The organism is Pseudomonas sp. GW821-FHT09H03, from assembly GCF_059415945.1.
The window spans coordinates 415,243-431,556 of sequence record NZ_JBWKOF010000001.1; the positions used below are offsets into that span (position 1 = coordinate 415,243).

15 protein-coding genes and 1 pseudogene are annotated in these 16,314 nt (G+C 58.9%); 8 read left to right on the forward strand and 8 right to left on the reverse strand.

Annotated elements, in window-relative coordinates; genetic code table 11:
* Positions 1-47 precede the first annotated feature (47 nt).
* On the forward strand, positions 48-359 hold the full coding sequence (locus AC07OG_RS01890; protein ID WP_495066073.1) for a DUF6124 family protein: 312 nt from the start codon (positions 48-50) through the stop codon (positions 357-359).
* A 118-nt stretch (positions 360-477) separates the two neighbouring features.
* On the opposite strand, the gene pdxY is transcribed toward AC07OG_RS01890, so the two are convergent.
* Complete coding sequence (gene pdxY / locus AC07OG_RS01895) at positions 478-1,350, reverse strand: pyridoxal kinase PdxY (protein ID WP_495066074.1); 873 nt, start codon at positions 1,348-1,350, stop codon at positions 478-480.
* 119 nt (positions 1,351-1,469) lie between these two features.
* Here pdxY and AC07OG_RS01900 point away from each other — a divergent pair, with 119 nt between their 5' ends.
* On the forward strand, positions 1,470-1,883 hold the full coding sequence (locus AC07OG_RS01900) for a DUF3301 domain-containing protein (protein WP_060540238.1): 414 nt from the start codon (positions 1,470-1,472) through the stop codon (positions 1,881-1,883).
* Positions 1,884-1,899: 16 nt separating this feature from the next.
* Here AC07OG_RS01900 and AC07OG_RS01905 read toward each other — a convergent pair whose 3' ends face one another.
* Entirely contained in the window at positions 1,900-2,859 is a 960-nt protein-coding gene (locus AC07OG_RS01905) for a CobW family GTP-binding protein (protein ID WP_495066075.1), read from the reverse strand.
* Between the two features lie 62 nt (positions 2,860-2,921).
* On the reverse strand, positions 2,922-4,127 hold the full coding sequence (zigA, locus tag AC07OG_RS01910; protein ID WP_495066076.1) for a zinc metallochaperone GTPase ZigA: 1,206 nt from the start codon (positions 4,125-4,127) through the stop codon (positions 2,922-2,924).
* Between the two features lie 87 nt (positions 4,128-4,214).
* Between zigA and folE2 the strand changes: the two genes are divergently transcribed.
* From folE2 to AC07OG_RS01925, 3 genes and pseudogenes are all read left to right on the forward strand, one after another.
* Positions 4,215-5,111, forward strand: a complete 897-nt coding sequence (gene folE2, locus AC07OG_RS01915; RefSeq protein WP_495066077.1) for a GTP cyclohydrolase FolE2 — start codon at positions 4,215-4,217, stop codon at positions 5,109-5,111.
* Positions 5,112-5,139: 28 nt separating this feature from the next.
* Positions 5,140-5,472 (forward strand): annotated as a pseudogene (locus tag AC07OG_RS01920) (LbetaH domain-containing protein); the annotation flags it as partial.
* A 118-nt stretch (positions 5,473-5,590) separates the two neighbouring features.
* Entirely contained in the window at positions 5,591-6,532 is a 942-nt protein-coding gene (locus AC07OG_RS01925; protein ID WP_495066159.1) for a His/Gly/Thr/Pro-type tRNA ligase C-terminal domain-containing protein, read from the forward strand.
* A gap of 47 nt (positions 6,533-6,579) precedes the next feature.
* On the opposite strand, the gene AC07OG_RS01930 is transcribed toward AC07OG_RS01925, so the two are convergent.
* On the reverse strand, positions 6,580-7,101 hold the full coding sequence (locus AC07OG_RS01930) for a DUF3617 domain-containing protein (RefSeq protein WP_218423490.1): 522 nt from the start codon (positions 7,099-7,101) through the stop codon (positions 6,580-6,582).
* A gap of 132 nt (positions 7,102-7,233) precedes the next feature.
* Between AC07OG_RS01930 and cls the strand changes: the two genes are divergently transcribed.
* A complete protein-coding gene (gene cls, locus AC07OG_RS01935; RefSeq protein ID WP_218423489.1) occupies positions 7,234-8,673 on the forward strand; it encodes a cardiolipin synthase in 1,440 nt (479 codons plus the stop codon).
* Here the strand turns inward: cls and cfaB are convergent.
* Positions 8,670-9,857, reverse strand: coding sequence for a C17 cyclopropane fatty acid synthase CfaB (gene cfaB, locus AC07OG_RS01940; RefSeq protein WP_495066078.1), 1,188 nt, complete (start codon positions 9,855-9,857; stop codon positions 8,670-8,672). The genes cls and cfaB overlap by 4 nt on opposite strands.
* Before the next feature lie 363 nt (positions 9,858-10,220).
* On the opposite strand from cfaB, the gene lpdA reads away from it, so the two are divergent.
* Complete coding sequence (lpdA, locus tag AC07OG_RS01945) at positions 10,221-11,621, forward strand: dihydrolipoyl dehydrogenase (protein WP_495066079.1); 1,401 nt, start codon at positions 10,221-10,223, stop codon at positions 11,619-11,621.
* A gap of 76 nt (positions 11,622-11,697) precedes the next feature.
* Here lpdA and AC07OG_RS01950 read toward each other — a convergent pair whose 3' ends face one another.
* On the reverse strand, positions 11,698-12,171 hold the full coding sequence (locus AC07OG_RS01950; protein WP_495066080.1) for an Lrp/AsnC family transcriptional regulator: 474 nt from the start codon (positions 12,169-12,171) through the stop codon (positions 11,698-11,700).
* A gap of 145 nt (positions 12,172-12,316) precedes the next feature.
* Here AC07OG_RS01950 and AC07OG_RS01955 point away from each other — a divergent pair, with 145 nt between their 5' ends.
* Positions 12,317-12,946, forward strand: coding sequence for a LysE family translocator (locus tag AC07OG_RS01955; protein ID WP_495066081.1), 630 nt, complete (start codon positions 12,317-12,319; stop codon positions 12,944-12,946).
* Positions 12,947-12,949: 3 nt separating this feature from the next.
* Here AC07OG_RS01955 and AC07OG_RS01960 read toward each other — a convergent pair whose 3' ends face one another.
* Positions 12,950-15,076, reverse strand: a complete 2,127-nt coding sequence (locus AC07OG_RS01960) for a hypothetical protein (protein ID WP_495066082.1) — start codon at positions 15,074-15,076, stop codon at positions 12,950-12,952.
* Positions 15,063-16,256, reverse strand: coding sequence for a DUF3142 domain-containing protein (locus AC07OG_RS01965; protein ID WP_495066083.1), 1,194 nt, complete (start codon positions 16,254-16,256; stop codon positions 15,063-15,065). Before AC07OG_RS01965 ends, AC07OG_RS01960 begins: the two co-directional genes overlap by 14 nt.
* Positions 16,257-16,314: the final 58 nt, after the last annotated feature.

Consider the following 16,314-nt stretch of genomic DNA (forward strand, 5'->3'; position numbering starts at 1 on the left):
TCGTTTAGTCGCGAGATGGTGCGGTCCTACTACTTAAGGAAGCACTTATGATCAAACCAACACCGAATCCGCCCGACGACAATCCCGCAACAACATTCGAGCGCATCCCCTCAACAGCCGATATCCGAGCCACTCCCCGGAAACTGTGCACGATGTTTTTCGTTAATCCTGAACTCGGTACCGAAAGCCTCCTGGCCCATGCGTGTGAATCGTTGGCTTCGGCCAATATCATGACAATGGATCTGGCGGACCGGACGGTGGGGGCGAGTCGTAATACCCTGTTGGGAATCGCGCAAGTCATCATGCTGGGGGAGTTGGCGGTGAACCGGGCTTTGGATCGAATCCAATTGCCTGGGTAGAGGAGCAAAAGATCGCAGACTGCGGCAGTTCCTACAGGAGTCCGGTACACCCGTTAATTTACGGGTGTACACAAAACCTGCAGCTGCCGCAGGCGGCGATCGTTTCGCCATACCCGAATCAGAGACTGATCGCTGTCGCCTCAAACCGCACTCGCGGATGGGCAATCCGGTCCTGAGCCCGCACCAGCTCCAGTTCATAACTGGCGCAGGCCTGGGTTTCCAGCAGGACTTCGTGCACCGCCGAGGCGGCGAATTCAAACGCTGCGACGAGGCTGTCGCCAATTAGCACGCGCGCCAGGAACAGACCGGAAGTCAGGTCGCCGACACCCACCGGCTGACGCGGGAACGCCAGCAGCGGTCGCTGCAAGTGCCAGTTGCCTTCTGCCGTCACCAGCAGCATCTCAAAGACTTCTGTCGATTTGCCGGGATAGTCCAGATGCTTGACCAGCACCGCCTTCGGGCCACGCGCCAGCAGCGCCCGGGCCATTGCCAGGCAATCGAGCAGTGACTGCGGCTTACGGCCCGAGAAGCTGTCGAGCTCCAGTTGATTGGGGCACATGAAATCCGCCACGGCGGCGGCCTCCTCCAGCAGGAAGTCGCTGACTTCAGCCGGTACGCTGCAACCCTTCTCCGGGTGTCCCATCACCGGATCGCACAGATACAGTGCCTTAGGGTTCATCGACTTGATCTTCGCCACACCCGTCAGAATCGCTCGGCCCTGGGCTGCGCTGCCCAGATAACCGGAGAGCACTGCATCGCAGTTACCCAGCTCGCCAATCGCCGCAATGCCGTCGACCAGATCAGGAATCTGATGCGGTGCCAGCACCTCACCGGCCCACTGGCCGTACTGGGTGTGGTTGGAGAACTGCACGGTATTGAGCGGCCAGACATTTACCCCGACCCGCTGCATCGGGAAAACTGCGGCACTGTTGCCAGCGTGACCAAACACCACGTGGGACTGGATAGCGAGCAAATGGGGTGTACGTTTCATGCGGTGGATATCCGTAAAACGATTGAAATTCAAGCCGCGCAGTATGCGACTAAACACAGCCTGTACGACAGACCGGCGACGCAGTTAAGCTGACACTATCTTGTTGGAGCACCCAGTTGATGCTGACCCTTGGAAATATCTTCGTGCTGATGCTGTTCGCCACCGCTGGCGCATGGCTGTGGCACAACCACGGCTTGCGCGAGCGGGCGCTGGAGCGGGTCAAGCAGCATTGCAGCAAACTCGGGGTCGAGTTGCTGGATGGCAACGTGGCCCTGAAAAAAATCGGTTTTATCAAAGACGCCAATGGTCGCCGACGCCTGGCCCGTGTGTATAACTTCGAGTTCACCGTCACCGGCGAAACCCGCCACAACGGCACCATCACCCAGTTTGGCGCTCACAGCGCACAGATTGAACTGGCGCCCTACCCGGTACCATTCGACGAGCCAGAGACGGTGGTCGATGTAGTGAAACCTCGTGCCGAAGTGATCGAGTTGAGCCAGTGGCGTCAGGAACATTCCAAGTGGAAGCCTTGAGCCTTCAATTCAATTTTTAGCGGCAACCCGCCAGTCCACGCTGCAGCTCTTCGATATTCTGCGGTTCGCTGAAAATCAACTCGATGCGAGAGTCTTGCCGCCATTCACTGGGCTGCCAGTCCAGCGCCGAGTTATCCAGCGCGTTCGCCGACACCCACTTCTCTGCACTGCGGATAACCAGCTTCGCCCGCCTCCAGGCAAAACCTGCCAGCCACTGATCGGTGAGCGCAGTGTCGAAAACCTGGCTCGGATGCCAGCGCCAACCGATGCTCCAACTGTTTTCCTGCTCCTGACTCAGGCAAATCGGTAGTTCGGGATCGATCCAGACGGCCGGCATCTGCGCCAATCCTTTGGGTGCGATGAAGTTATCCACACCGGTTACCGCCTGAGCGGCAAGTCCCGGCAACTCAACTAAAGGCAATGCTGCTTGCTGCGCCCAATACAAGGGTCGCAATGGCAGCTGTGCGGCGATCCGCCGGCGACTGCCATCATCAAGATTTTCAGACTTGTTCAGCACCAGGAGCCCTGCCGTGTGCAGTGCCTCCTGCTGCGCATGCGGCAACGGCCTGCCGGACGCGAGTGCCTGAGCATCCAGCACCAGCACGCAAGGTTGTACGGCCAACACCCCTTGCCACGGCGCCTCGCTCAATTGCCTGAGCAACTGCGCAGGATGCCCCAACCCCGAAGGTTCGATGAACAGTCGATCCGGTTTCGCCTTGCGCAACAATCGCCCCAGGCCGATCTGAAATGGCGCGCCGTTTACGCAACACAAGCAGCCGCCAGACACTTCACCCAAGGCGATACCGTCGTCGTCCTGGGCAAGTAGCGCAGCGTCGAGGCCAATCTGGCCGAACTCATTGATCAACACCGCCCAGCGCTCGCCGTCAGGACGTTGAGCCATCAGATGTTTGATCAGACTGGTCTTGCCGGCGCCCAACGGACCGGCAATGACGTGGGTGGGAATGTTCTGCAGCATGTCTGGTGATTTCTGAGGGTTATCTGGCTGATCGCCAATATGCCCGATAATCACTGCAGGCGTCAGGCAGCTTCTTCATACCAGGGGCCGAACGGATCCGGGAACAAGCGCCATCCCTCGACCCCGAGGGCCATTTCATCGTCCGTCAGCAGGCATTCGTCGAGCTCGGTACTGAGTTGCGCGAAGTCGATGTTTTGACCGATAAACACTAGCTCCTGGCGGCAATCACCGCTGGCCTCAGTCCAGTTTTCCATGATGGCGGCTTTACCCTCCCAGTCTTGCGGCCACTGGTCCTTCGGTACGAAACGCCACCAGCGCCCGGCAAAACCGTGGCGCATCAAACCGCCGGCCTGGGACCAACTCCCGGCATCCATATGCTTGCTCGCCAGCCAGAAAAAGCCCTTGGAGCGCAACAGCTTCCCGTTCACCCACGGGCGATCGATAAAACTGAAGAAGCGCTGCGGATGGAACGGCCTGCGCGCTCGGTAAGCGCTGGAGGCGATACCGTACTCCTCGGTTTCCGGGACGTGTTCGCCGTGCAGTTCGCGCAGCCAGCCTGGTGCCTGAGCGGCTTTGTCGAAGTCGAAATAACCAGTGTCGAGGATTTTCCCCAGCGGAACTTCACCCATGACCATCGGAATGATTTCCGCCTGGGCATTGAGCCGCTCCAGTATGGCGATCAGCTCCTGGCGCTCGGAACGGCTGATCAAATCGATCTTGCTGATCAGAATCACATCGGCAAACTCGACCTGCTCGATCAACAGATCAGTGATCGAACGTTCGTCGCCTTCACCGAGGGTTTCACCTCGGGAAGCGAGGCTTTCGGCGGCCTGATAGTCGAGCAGGAAGTTCACGCCGTCGACCACTGTGACCATGGTGTCTAGACGGGCGATGTCGGCCAGGCTCTGCCCGCCCTCATTGCGAAAGGTAAAGGTTTCCGCCACGGGTAAAGGTTCGGAAATGCCGGTAGATTCGATCAACAGGTAGTCGAAACGACCGTCCCTGGCGAGTTTGCTCACTTCCTCGAGCAGGTCTTCGCGCAACGTACAGCAAATACAGCCATTACTCATCTCCACCAGCTTCTCTTCTGCGCGATTCAGGCTGACATCACGCTGGACTTCACTGCCATCGATGTTGATTTCGCTCATATCGTTAACGATTACGGCGACTCGAAGATTGTCGCGATTACGTAGTATGTAATTGAGAAGTGTACTTTTTCCGGCACCCAGAAAGCCGGAAAGGACGGTCACGGGAAGGCGGTTGGGCATCAGGACGTTCCTCACAGGAGAAAAAAGCATCGTCACGCTAATTGATATACTATAACATTTCAATCAATTGCTCTGATGGACCTGCCGATGAACGCGTTGCTTATGCCAGATATCGCCACGCAAACCTCACACGAAACCATACCGCTGGAGTGCGTGGGCATGTGCGGTATTGCTCTACCCGTGTTGTTCGATGGCCAGCGCCTGAACGCGAGCGTCGATGCCGGTGTCAGCCTGGATGATGGAAACGCGCGCGGCATTCATATGTCTCGGCTGTACCTGGCCTTGGAAGGGCTCGAGCACGAAAGCCTGTCTCCAGCTTCATTGCGGCGCGTTCTGCAGAACTTTCTTGAAAGCCACGAAGGCCTATCCAACGCAGCTCACTTAAAAATTCACATGCAAGTGCTGCTGAAAAGACCGGCATTGATCAGTCCATTGAGCGGCTGGAAAAGCTATCCGGTTAGCATCGAAGCGCATTTGAAATACCCGATGTTCCACGTGGAACTAAAAATCGATGTGCCTTATTCCTCAACTTGCCCATGTTCCGCAGCGCTATCGCGTCAATTGATCCAGCAGAAATTTGTCGATGATTTTGCTAACCGCACGCTGGACCACGCCGATGTTCTGGTTTGGCTCGGCTCTACCAACGGCATTGTCGCCACGCCCCACAGCCAACGAAGCACAGCGAAGCTGCGACTGCGGCTGGATGACTTTCTGGATGATCTGCCGCTGATTGCGATCATCGACAACGCAGAAAAAGCACTGGGCACCGCTGTACAAACAGCAGTGAAGCGCGCCGACGAACAAGCATTTGCCTTGGCCAACGGTCAGAACCTGATGTTCTGCGAAGACGCCGCCCGACGCCTGAACCTGTCCCTGAAACGCTCCCCGGGCATCACCGCCTTCCACATCCGTGTCGTCCACGCCGAAAGCCTTCATGCCCATGACGCCATCGCCGAGAGCGCCTTCAACTGGGAGGTAAAATGATTGATTGCATCCACACCCATGCAACGCAGTGGCAGTGACGATTGGCGAGTTCACCTCCATCGCCCACCGCTCGATTGTTCATGGCCCGTGCACCGTGGGCGATCGAGTTTTCATCGGTTTCAACAGAGTGCTGTTCAACTGTGTAGTCGGTAACCGCTGCGTGGTACGGCACAACTCGGTGGTCGACGGCCGCAACTTGCCGGATGCCTTTTACGTGGCCTCTACCACCCGTATCGGCCCCGAAACCGACCTCAGCCGTTTTCCAATGGTGAGTGTCTGTGCTTCGGAGTTTTCCGAGGATGTAGCTCGTACGAACGTCGATCTGGTACGTGGCTACAAAGCCTTGCAGAACGAGTTCTGAGCATGAAGGCCACTGTTGATGACCGCGCAAGACAATCGTCTAAATGACAGCGGCCGGTACTGCCTCTATGGTTAAGACGCTAGCGCATGTGATCGAAATAGCCGAGAACAATATCAACATGATCCAGATCACCTTGCCCGACGGTTCATTGCGTGAATACGACCAGCCCCTGACCGTACACGAGTTGGCTGCGAGCATTGGCTCGGGTCTGGCCAGCGCAGCGGTAGCAGGTCGGGTGGATGGGATGTTGGTTGACTGCGAACACATGATCCAGGCGAATGCTCGTGTCAGTATCGTCACGCCCAAGGAGCCAGCTGGCCTGGAGATCCTGCGCCGCTCCTGTGCGCTGATGCTGGCCATGGCGCTCAAGCAGCTCCACCCCACGGCACAACTGCGTGCGGGGTCGGAATTGGGAGATGGGTTTTACTACGAATTCGTAGTCGAGCAGCCGTTGCTGCCGGTCGATCTGCCGCTGATCGAAGCTCGCATGCAGGCGCTGGCGGCAACCAACCATTCAATCCGGCGTCAGGAAATGGCAAGGACCTCCAAGGCTCTGTCTTTATACCGTCTCGGGGACACCGATTACCTGACCACAGGCCCTCAGGTGCCTGCTACCAGGGTATTGCAGGCGTTCGCCCTGGATCACATCAGCGGAACGTTGCAGCAACGGATCTATGGCACGTGCTGGTCCAGCCACCAGGAACTACAGGATTGGCGTATTCCACCGCAAGTGATGGTCGTTAGCATGGACGACCGACAGGCGACTTATGCCCAGTCCGTGACCGAGACCTTACGTCAAAGCGGCATCCGCGCCAGTGCAGACTTACGCAACGAGAAAGTCCACTACAAGCTCCGTGAACACAGCCAGACCGTGCCGTATCTGGTGGTGATTGGCGAGAGGGAAGAAGCCGGTGGGTTTGTCAGCGTGCGTAGTCGCAACGGGGCGAATTTTGGCAGGATGGAGATCGAAGCGCTGTGCCAGTGGTTTAACCAGCCGGGTATATTCGCCGCCGGTGCAGATGCCATCGCGAGCAAGCGCGCTCCCACATCGGATGCATGACTGCGACCCATTGTTGAAACGAGCTTGCCAGGTAATCCCGGACTTCTTTAAGCCCTGGGCTTGACTGTGCCGCAATCTCCACCCAGCCACACGGCGCGGGATTCTAGGCTACCCTTCTGCTGAATACCGGTGGCGTTGAAGGTACCGTTGACCTTGGTAGTGAATTCGCGATCACTGAGGAATGTGGCAACTCCTGAACCCTGGGCACGTGGACAGCTGAAGCGGAACTTCCACTGATTACCGGTGCGTTCGGTGATTTCCTGCTTGCAGCCCGATTGCGGGTCGGTTAACGGAATGTCGTCGGTCCTGACCTGCTCCGGGGTCAGGCAGGCGCGAATGCCCTTGCCGCCCATGGAGATGCCCTGCTTCTCCAGTTGAGCACGCTGTTCAGGAGTGATCTGGTTCTGGATCTGTCCAAGGATCAATTGCAGATCCGGCATGTTCTGGTCATCGACCTTCATGTTGCTTGTGGTCAGCTCCCACAAACCTGGCTGAAGCATCTGAGCCTGAGCGGCGACAGGAAGTGCCACCCCCAACACCATGGCCAAACCCAGCAGACGAACGTTCATTGAGTAACTCCTGATCAGTAGTGGCTGTTAGACGTCAGCCGTCGGCTTCGGTTCATGGGCCAATTAATTAGCGACATTCTGCACGGAACATGGTCTGTTAAGCATTGAATCTTCAGGAGCAGGGCTGCCCCCATGGATTATTTTGGACCACATATTTTCGGTTACACCATTGCACTGGTGCATACGCTTGGCATGATCGCGGCCATACACGCGGTGCTGACCGTTCGCACAGCCCAAGGCTCGATCGCCTGGGCCCTGTCGTTGTTTTTCATACCCTACCTGACGCTTATCCCGTATCTGGTGTTCGGCCGCAGCACCTTCGATGGCTACATCAAGGCCCGCCGCCAGGCCAACGAGGAGATGCGCAAAGCCATCTCCGAGCTCAACTGGCGCCCTTGGGTAGAAGAAGCGCTTAGTGCTCGTGCTTCCAGCGCCTACGACTCCTTGCGAGCGATGCCAAAGCTCGGACATATGCCGTGCCTGGCAAACAACGAAGTGCGCCTGCTGATCAATGGCCAAGCCACCTACGACGCCATTTTCGAGGCCATCAGCCAGGCGAAGGAAGCCGTACTGATTCAGTTTTTCATCGTCCACGACGACCGTCTCGGTCAACGCCTTCATAACCTGATGCTGAAGAAAGCGGCCGAGGGTGTGGCGATCTATTTGCTATACGACCGCATCGGCAGCCACTCCCTGCCCCGCAAATACGTACAGGCATTGCGCGATGGTGGTGTCGAGGTCAAGGCCTTCGCCACTCGCAGCGGCTGGCTCAATCGCTTTCAGGTCAACTTTCGCAACCATCGCAAGATAGTGGTGGTGGACGGAGTTCTTGGTTTTGTCGGCGGGCACAACGTCGGCGATGAATACATGGGCGAGAAACCGCCTCTGGCACCCTGGCGCGATACCCACGTAAAAGTACGCGGCCCGGTAGTAGCCTGCATGCAGGAATCCTTTGCAGAGGACTGGTTCTGGGCGGCGCGTAAACTGCCACCGCTGATCCTTCCACAGGTCTACCCTGACGACGGGGTGCTATGCCAATTACTCGCCAGCGGCCCGGCAGACTCCTTCGAGACATGTTCATTGTTCTTCCTTGAAGCTATCTACGCTGCCACCGAACGGATATGGATCACCACGCCCTACTTCATTCCTGACGAGGCGGTGTTCGCCGGCTTGCGCCTGGCAGTGATGCGCGGCGTCGATGTGCGGATCCTCCTGCCGGCCCGGCCTGACCACCGTATCGTCTACGCCGCTTCCAGTCTTTATGCCTTCGAAGCCGCGCGCGCAGGTGTGCGGATGTTCCGCTACGAACCCGGGTTCATGCATCAGAAAGTGTTGCTGATCGACAACGAGCTCAGTGCCATCGGCAGCGCCAACATGGACAACCGTTCGTTCCGCCTGAATTTCGAAGTGATGTTGCTGACCGTCGACAGAAAGTTCGCCGCCGAGGTGGAACAGATGCTGAACGACGACTTCGCCCTAGCCACTGAAATCGCCAAGGATGAAGGCCGGGAGGCCCACCGCCTGCAAAAAGTCGGCATGCGGGTCGCCCGACTTATTGCGCCGATTCTTTAAGGGTTGTAGATATCATCCCGGGTCCATGGCAGTTCATGACTGCCATCGGCGTGGGCTTTCACCGCGAGAATCTGGTGCAGGTTCATCCAGCCCCTTGCGAAACCGTAGGCGCACCCTGCCAGGTACAGGCGCCAGATCCGCAGCACCTGTTCCGGCACCAGTCTGGAGGCGGCGTCGAGGTTGTCCTCCAGACGTTCGCTCCAGTGATCCAGCGTACGCGCATAGTGCAGGCGCAGGCTCTCGACATCGACGATTTCCAGCCCAGCCTCGCTGATCTCGGCGGAAATCATCGACAGGTGCGGCAACTCGCCGTTAGGAAATACGAACTTCCCGATGAACTCACCGGCACCGCGTCCCACCGGCCGTCCATCGATGGATTTGGCCGTGATACCGTGATTCATCACCAGACCGCCCTCTTTCACCGCGCCGAACAGGGTTTTGCAGTACTCGGCGAGATTGGCGTGACCGACGTGTTCGAACATGCCGACACTGACCACTTTGTCGAAACGCCCGTCCTGGGGAAGGTCGCGATAGTCGAGCAATTGCAGTTCGACCAGGTCCTCCAGGCCCTCGGCTTTGACCCGTTCACGGGCCAGCGCCAGTTGCTCCTTGCTCAGCGTGATACCGAACACTTTCGCGCCAAACTCTCGCGCCGCGTATCGCGCCAGTCCGCCCCAGCCGCAGCCAACATCCAGCAAATATTCGCCAGGTTGCAGGCGCAATTTGCGGCACAAATGCCGAAACTTGACCTGCTGGGCTTGCTCAAGGGTTTCGCTGCCGGTTTCGAAATATGCGCAGGAGTAGGCCATGTCGCTGTCGAGAAACAGCTGATAAAAGGCATTGGAAAGGTCGTAGTGATAGGAGATCGCCTTGGCGTCGGTGTCCTTGTCATGGACGGTGCGCACCGGCTGATTGTCGTCTTCCTCGTTCAACAAGGCCTGACTCCATTCATCGCAGACGCGAATCACATCGCTGATGGAGCCTTCGAGTTCCAGCTTGCCTTCGACGAATGCCGCCCCGAGCGCATCCAGGCTGGGATGGGTGAACTGGGTGACCATTTGCGGGTCCTTGACCACAATCGTGACGCTGGGCGTCGGCCCCAGATTGAATTCGTGGCCGTCCCAGAGTCGCAGGCGAAGCGGTAACTGCAGATTCTGTAAGGCCGGTGGAAGTTGCGCGAGCATGAAAATTCCCCTTGTTTCAGACTTCTGATCAGAGGGTAGACCATCTTTTTGAAAAATAGCCGGCTACCGATTGAATAGCCAATTCCAATGATTCGCGCCACCTCGACTCATCGTCGCGAATGCACAAAAGATGTGCCCTCAATTCAGTGACTACGAATCAGCCGCACAGTTCGAAAACATGAACGCTCTAAAGGCTGTCGTTTTTCATCCCTGGCCGAGAAATCAACGCCGCTTAAATCATTTTGTTCCACGTGGAACCAAATGCCTGAGCGGCACGCGCGAGGACAAACAAATTGCGTCCTTGGTTTATACACCGACTACTTTTAACCATTCGATCCCCTTTCAAATCCAAGGAGCAGATCCATGAGCATTTATGACGTCGTAATACTCGGCGGTGGTCCAGGCGGCTACAACGCGGCAATTCGTGCCGGTCAGCTGGGTTTGAAAGCGGCTTGCGTCGAAGGACGAGCGACACTAGGTGGAACCTGCCTTAACGTCGGCTGCATGCCTTCCAAGGCATTGCTGCACGCCTCCGAACTTTACGATGCGGCCATGGGAGCGGAGTTCGCCAACCTCGGGATCGAGGTCAAACCCAGCCTGAATCTGGCCCAGATGATGAAGCAGAAAGATGAGAGTGTTAGCGGGCTGACCAAGGGCATCGAGTTTCTTTTTCGCAAGAACAAGGTCGACTGGATCAAGGGCTGGGGCCACATAGACGGTCCGGGCAAAGTCACGGTGACAGACAATGCGGGTGGCAAATCTGAACTGAGCGCCAAGGACATCATCATCGCTACCGGGTCCGAGCCCACTCCCCTGCCCGGCGTGGACATCGATAACCAGCGCATCCTCGATTCCACCGGCGCCCTGTCGCTGGCCGAGGTACCTAAACATCTGGTGGTAATCGGAGCTGGCGTGATCGGGCTGGAGCTGGGCTCCGTGTGGCGACGTCTGGGTGCGCAGGTGACGGTCGTCGAGTTCCTCGACCGAATCTGTCCCGGGGTCGACGTCGAAGCCGGCAAGACTCTGCAGCGCTCACTGGGCAAGCAAGGCATCAGTTTCAAATTGAGCTCAAAAGTGACCAGCGCCACTGCATCCGCCAACAGTGTCCAGCTCAGCGTCGAACCCGCCGCGGGCGGTACTGCCGAATTGATTGAGGCCGATTACGTGCTGGTGGCCATCGGACGGCGACCGTATACACAGGGCCTGGGGCTGGAAAATGTCGGCCTCGCCACGGACAAGCGCGGCATGCTCGCCAACAAGGGCCACCGCACCGAGGCGGCAGGCGTCTGGGTTATTGGCGATGTGACCTCAGGCCCCATGCTCGCGCACAAAGCCGAAGACGAGGCCATGGCCTGCGTCGAGCAGATCGTCGGCAAGGCCGGGGAGGTCAATTACGATCTGATCCCCAGTGTGATCTACACCAAACCGGAGCTGGCCAGTGTCGGCAAGACCGAAGAACAGCTCAAAGCCGAAGGTCGGGCGTACAAGGTCGGTAAATTTCCCTTCACCGCCAACAGCCGGGCCAAGATCAACCACGAGACCGAGGGCTTCGCCAAGGTCATCGCCGATGAACGCACCGACGAAATCCTCGGCGTGCACCTGGTCGGCCCAAGTGTCAGTGAGTTGATTGGCGAATATTGCGTGGCCATGGAGTTCAGCGCTTCGGCCGAAGACATTGCCCTGACTTGCCATCCACACCCGACGCGCTCCGAGGCGCTGCGCCAGGCGGCGATGAATGTGGAGGGGATGGCGACGCAGATGTAGCAAGGTCGAAAGCTCGCAGCTGCGGCAGCGCCTACTTAGATCGGTGAGAGCTGCTGCAAGCTGTGATCTTTTTTTTTCAAGCAGGCAAATGCTCCAACGGCAAAGCCCCCGGGGTCTTCACCGTATGAATCGCAAAGTTGCTGCGGATATCGCTCACGCCGGGCAGCGTCAGCAACCGGCCAGTAAGAAAATGGTCATAGGCGCGCAGGTCCGGCACCACCACTTGCAGCAGAAAATCCGACTCCCCTGACACCAGGAACGCCGATATCACCTCGGGCAATGCCGTCACTGCCAGGCGAAAGGCCTCGGCCTGTTCATCGTTATGACGCTCGACCTTGACCCCGACAAACACGGTCAAACCCAACCCGACTTCATCCCGATCCAGGTTGGCCTGGTAACCGCGAATTACCCCAGCCTCTTCGAGCATCCGCACCCGGCGCAAACAGGGTGAGGCCGACAGGCCGATCTCGTCAGCCAGTTGCACATTGCTCAGGCGACCGTCCCGTTGTAGCGCGGCGAGAATCTTGCGGTCGTAGGCATCCAGTTTCATGGTTTGGCAGATCCTGATGGTTGAACCTTTCTTTAATGGCAGGTTATGCCAATCCAGTGCTCTTTAGAAGCTGACTACGCAACCACCTGCCCTGCCCTTCAGCCCTAGACTGGCCGTACCGAATCGACAACGAATGGGGTGCTACATGACAGGGCTCTGGCTGTTTTTCCCGGCACTGGCAGTGATTTACCTGCTGCCCGGGCCGGACATGATCTTGCTGTTGCAGACGGGGGCCCGCCAGGGCAAAGGTGCCGCGCTGGCCACGGCGGTAGGCCTGGCTGTCGCCCGGGCCTGTCACGTGGCGCTGGCGGCATGGGGACTTGCGGCGTTGTTCAAGACGGCGCCCTGGACGTTCGACGTTGTGCGCCTGGCAGGTGCTGCGTACCTGTTGTGGATCGGCATTCAGTGCCTGCGAACCACGATGTTGCCGAGCCTCGGCGGTGCTGACCCGAGCGGTGAAAAACCACGCTGGAGAACAGCAATCCAGCGCGGCCTGCTGACCAACCTGCTCAATCCCAAGGCGTTGCTGTTCTGCTCGGTGCTGCTGCCGCAGTTCATCGATCCGCAAGCCGGGTCGGTGCTCGGTCAATTTGCCAAGCTGGGCTTGGTGCTGGTCGCTGTCGGCCTCATGTTCGACAGCGCCTACGCCCTGGTCGGCGCGGCGCTTGGCCGCTGGCTGCAACGCAGCCCCTCAGCCCAGCGCCTGCAGCAGTGGCTGTTCGGCAGCCTGTTGATCGGGTTCGCGGTGCGGCTGACCTTCGTGCAACAGGCTTAAGCCCTACCGAGCCTTGCGGCGCCGATGACTGATCAACAACACCGCGGCAATGAGCCCGACGCCACCGAGCAGCAGCGGCGTCTTGTAGGGCCGCAACGCCGAACGCGCGGCGTCGGTCACTTGGGTCACGTAGCGCTTGTCGGCGTTCTCGAAGTCGGGATACGGGCACTGATGACCGAAGTTGGCCGCCCATTCCACGTATGGCCCTTCCTTGACGTAACGCTGGTATAGCGCTCTTTGGTCCGCAAGGCTGCTGTTCCAGCCCGACGCCTCGCACAGCACGGCGGCAAACGCCTGGCTGGTATGCGGCAGATTGTCCGCGGATCGACTGGCCAGCGCCGTGGCCACAAAGCGATAGTGATAACGTTCCTCAGGCTGAGCGGCACTGGCCTGCTGGCGCTTCACCTCGTCTTCAGTCACTAGCGGGCCGACCTTGAGCTCAGTGCTTCCCAGGCTGAAATTACCACCCAACGTGGCGTAGTCCGGCGCCATTTCATAGCCGAGAATGTCCATCCCCCACTCCCGCGCCGTCCACGCAGCATTGAACAGCGCTGCAGCGCGCCGGGTCGGCCACCACGCCGAATCGGCAGTCTGACGCTGCTGGCCATACAGCCTGGCCTTGTTCTGCAAACCGGGGTTATCGAAATACGCCGGCGCCTGCTCGTAATGCCCTTCACGCAACAATCGCCGCCCAAGCAGATTTCGCAGGCTCGCAGCCACCGGCAAGGGCACGTAATTGTCGCGATCCTGCTGGCTGAGCACCGGTGGTGCCGGCACCTGAGTGTCGACGTATTGCTTGAGCTCTTCGAGGGTCAACACCCGTTCAGCGACGGTGGCCGCGTCGAACCAGTAGACGCCCTGGCTGCGATAGAGTTGATCGAAGGCTTGCAGGTAGTCTCCCCGTTGCAGGGCGAGAATTGCGCTTTCACCCTCGACCCGACATTTGGGCGCAAGCGCTTCGTAATCGAAGTCCGGAGTGCGTCGCTCGCCCCACGCCTCACTCTGTGGGAAGGCCAGGGCCGCCTTGGCATATGCTGCGGCCGCAGCGCTTTTATCGCCTTCACGCACGGCCAGTTTTGCCCGCAGCCACCACGCCAGCCCGCCATCCCCGGCATGTTCGAGGAAAGCCTTGGCACTGGCGTAATCGCCCTGCTGATAATTCATCGCCGCCAGTCGATCGGCGTTTTCAAGGCTGCCGCGAGTGGTGTTCTGCAACGTCTTGACCAGTTTCTTCTGGTTTTCCGATTCATCACCAAATGACCAGCCGAGTCGACTGATCAGCGACGCAGTCACCAACTGCTGCACCGGTTTACCCTTGAGCAGTTCGGCGAGTTGGTCCTCTGGCATCGCTGCCAGATCAGCCATCAACAGTTTCAGCGAACTGTAGCCCACTGCCGATCCGTGGAGATTTTGCGCGGCATAGAGCTCGATTGCCCGGTTCCAGTCGCCAGCTGTGCGCACCACCCGGGCTTCCTCACCAAGGCTGGCGACACCCAGTTCCAGCGGATCACTGAAGCCATCGATGCTTAGATGTCGAGTTTGCTCGAAGGCCTTTCGAGCTTGAGTCAACAGGTCGGGGTCGGCACCCGCCTCTGAACTCAGGGCGAACAGCGCCCGCCCTAACGAGTACGCCGCCCAGGTGCTGCGCAGCGGGCGTTGATCCATCGGCAGCGCCAGTACTTTCTGAAAGTAGTCGGCAGCCAGCTCATGGTTACCGGCGTTGAACGCCACGGCACCGGCCAGATAGAACCTGTACTCGGCCGGCAGGTTCGAACCTTGCTCTACAACTTGATTGGCATCCGTCAGGCTGCGCAGTTGTTGCACCAGCGCTTGCTGCTCAGGCGTCAAGCCAGCCTGTTCGGTTGCACTGCGCTGATCGGCATAATCAGGCGTATCGCCGTAGCTGTAATCCGGATTGTGGGTGGCGGCCATGACGTTTTTCAGCCCCGCGATGGCCTGGCCGAGGCGACTGATCTCGAAAGCGAAGTTGCCTTCCGGCAGCTCTGCAAGCGACTGCCCACGGTTGTCCAGCAGACGCATGGGGAAGTCCGGACCGCAGGCCAGAGCCGACCCCAGCGGCAGGCTGAGGCTCAGGCACAGCAAATGACGCGGCCAATTACGGGTGAACATTCGAACCTCCTTGATCAATGTGTGCGCAGCGAGCCCAACCGATGGCGCGCTGCCCGCCGGCCGCAATTCGACCGTAGCGCAGGCGCGTGAAGGTAAGCATCTGCGGTTGCTGTTGCAATGTATAACCGGCCAATGCGTCGGCACCTTCGCAACCCTGCACCGCCAGCGTCAGGCGTTCGGGCCAGGCGCTGTCGAGGTTGCCCTCATTGTTGATGCTGATGTCGTAGAGCCCGTCCTGCGCCGAAAGCTTCAAGCCCAGACGACTGTCGAGGGTTTCACCCCGTGCGACAGCCGCCAAAGTCGTCAGGCTCCAGGCCCTGCGGTCAGTGACCAGTGGCAGGCGAAACCAGATCAACCCGGCCAGATGAGCAGGAGGATCAGCGCGCAACCGGGCGCCAAGTTCGCTCAGTTGCAGCGGGTCGGCCAACAACTCACGGCGTTTGCCAACCCTTTCGATAGGCACCTCGCTTTCCACGACGGGTGCGCCAGCGTCTCCCGGCAACAACGCCACGCCATAAGCCGGCAGGGCCAGATAAAACGGCTTCCTGGTGATGCGGCTCCAGGCCCAGGCCCATTGGCGCGCTTGATCCGCGTCGAACAATCCGCGCCGCGGATCGCTCACTGCATGCACCTGTAATACGCTACTGTCGACCGTCGCCAGCAACGCCGGCAATTCAGGGCTGTCGAGCCAGGCCGGCAAAGCGGTGATGCTCAGTGGCAAGGAGGCCGGCAATGCGGCGCGCAAATGCGCTAGAAATTCGCGGTAAACCGGTAGCCGGGCGCTGCCCGCATCGTGGTCGATTTCCACCCCGGAGAGCACCAGACCCTGCCCTTGCCAATCGCTAAGTACCTGCTGGATCTGCGCCGTGACCTCGTCCCGATCCAACTTCTTGAGCTGCCCGTCCAAACGAATCACTGCAATCAGTGGTCGGCCATCTCGCTTGAGCAGCGTCGGATCGATTCGTGCCCGGCTCCAGCCAGCCTGGGAAAACGCCTGCAAGGCCAGCACACGCAAGGTCGAAAAATCGTCGTGGCTGTCGCGCAGCGCGGCGTCATGGGCTGGCGTCCATTGCCGTTGCCAGACATACAGTTGTTGATCGAGCGGCGGCGCGTCCTGACGCTCGCAACCGTTGAGAAACAGCGCTGCCAGCAGAACGCTCAAGCGGGTAAAAAATGCCATGAATAACCTTGTTCCTGAAATGCAAAAAGGGCCTCTCAAGGCCCTTTGTCGCTCTGCT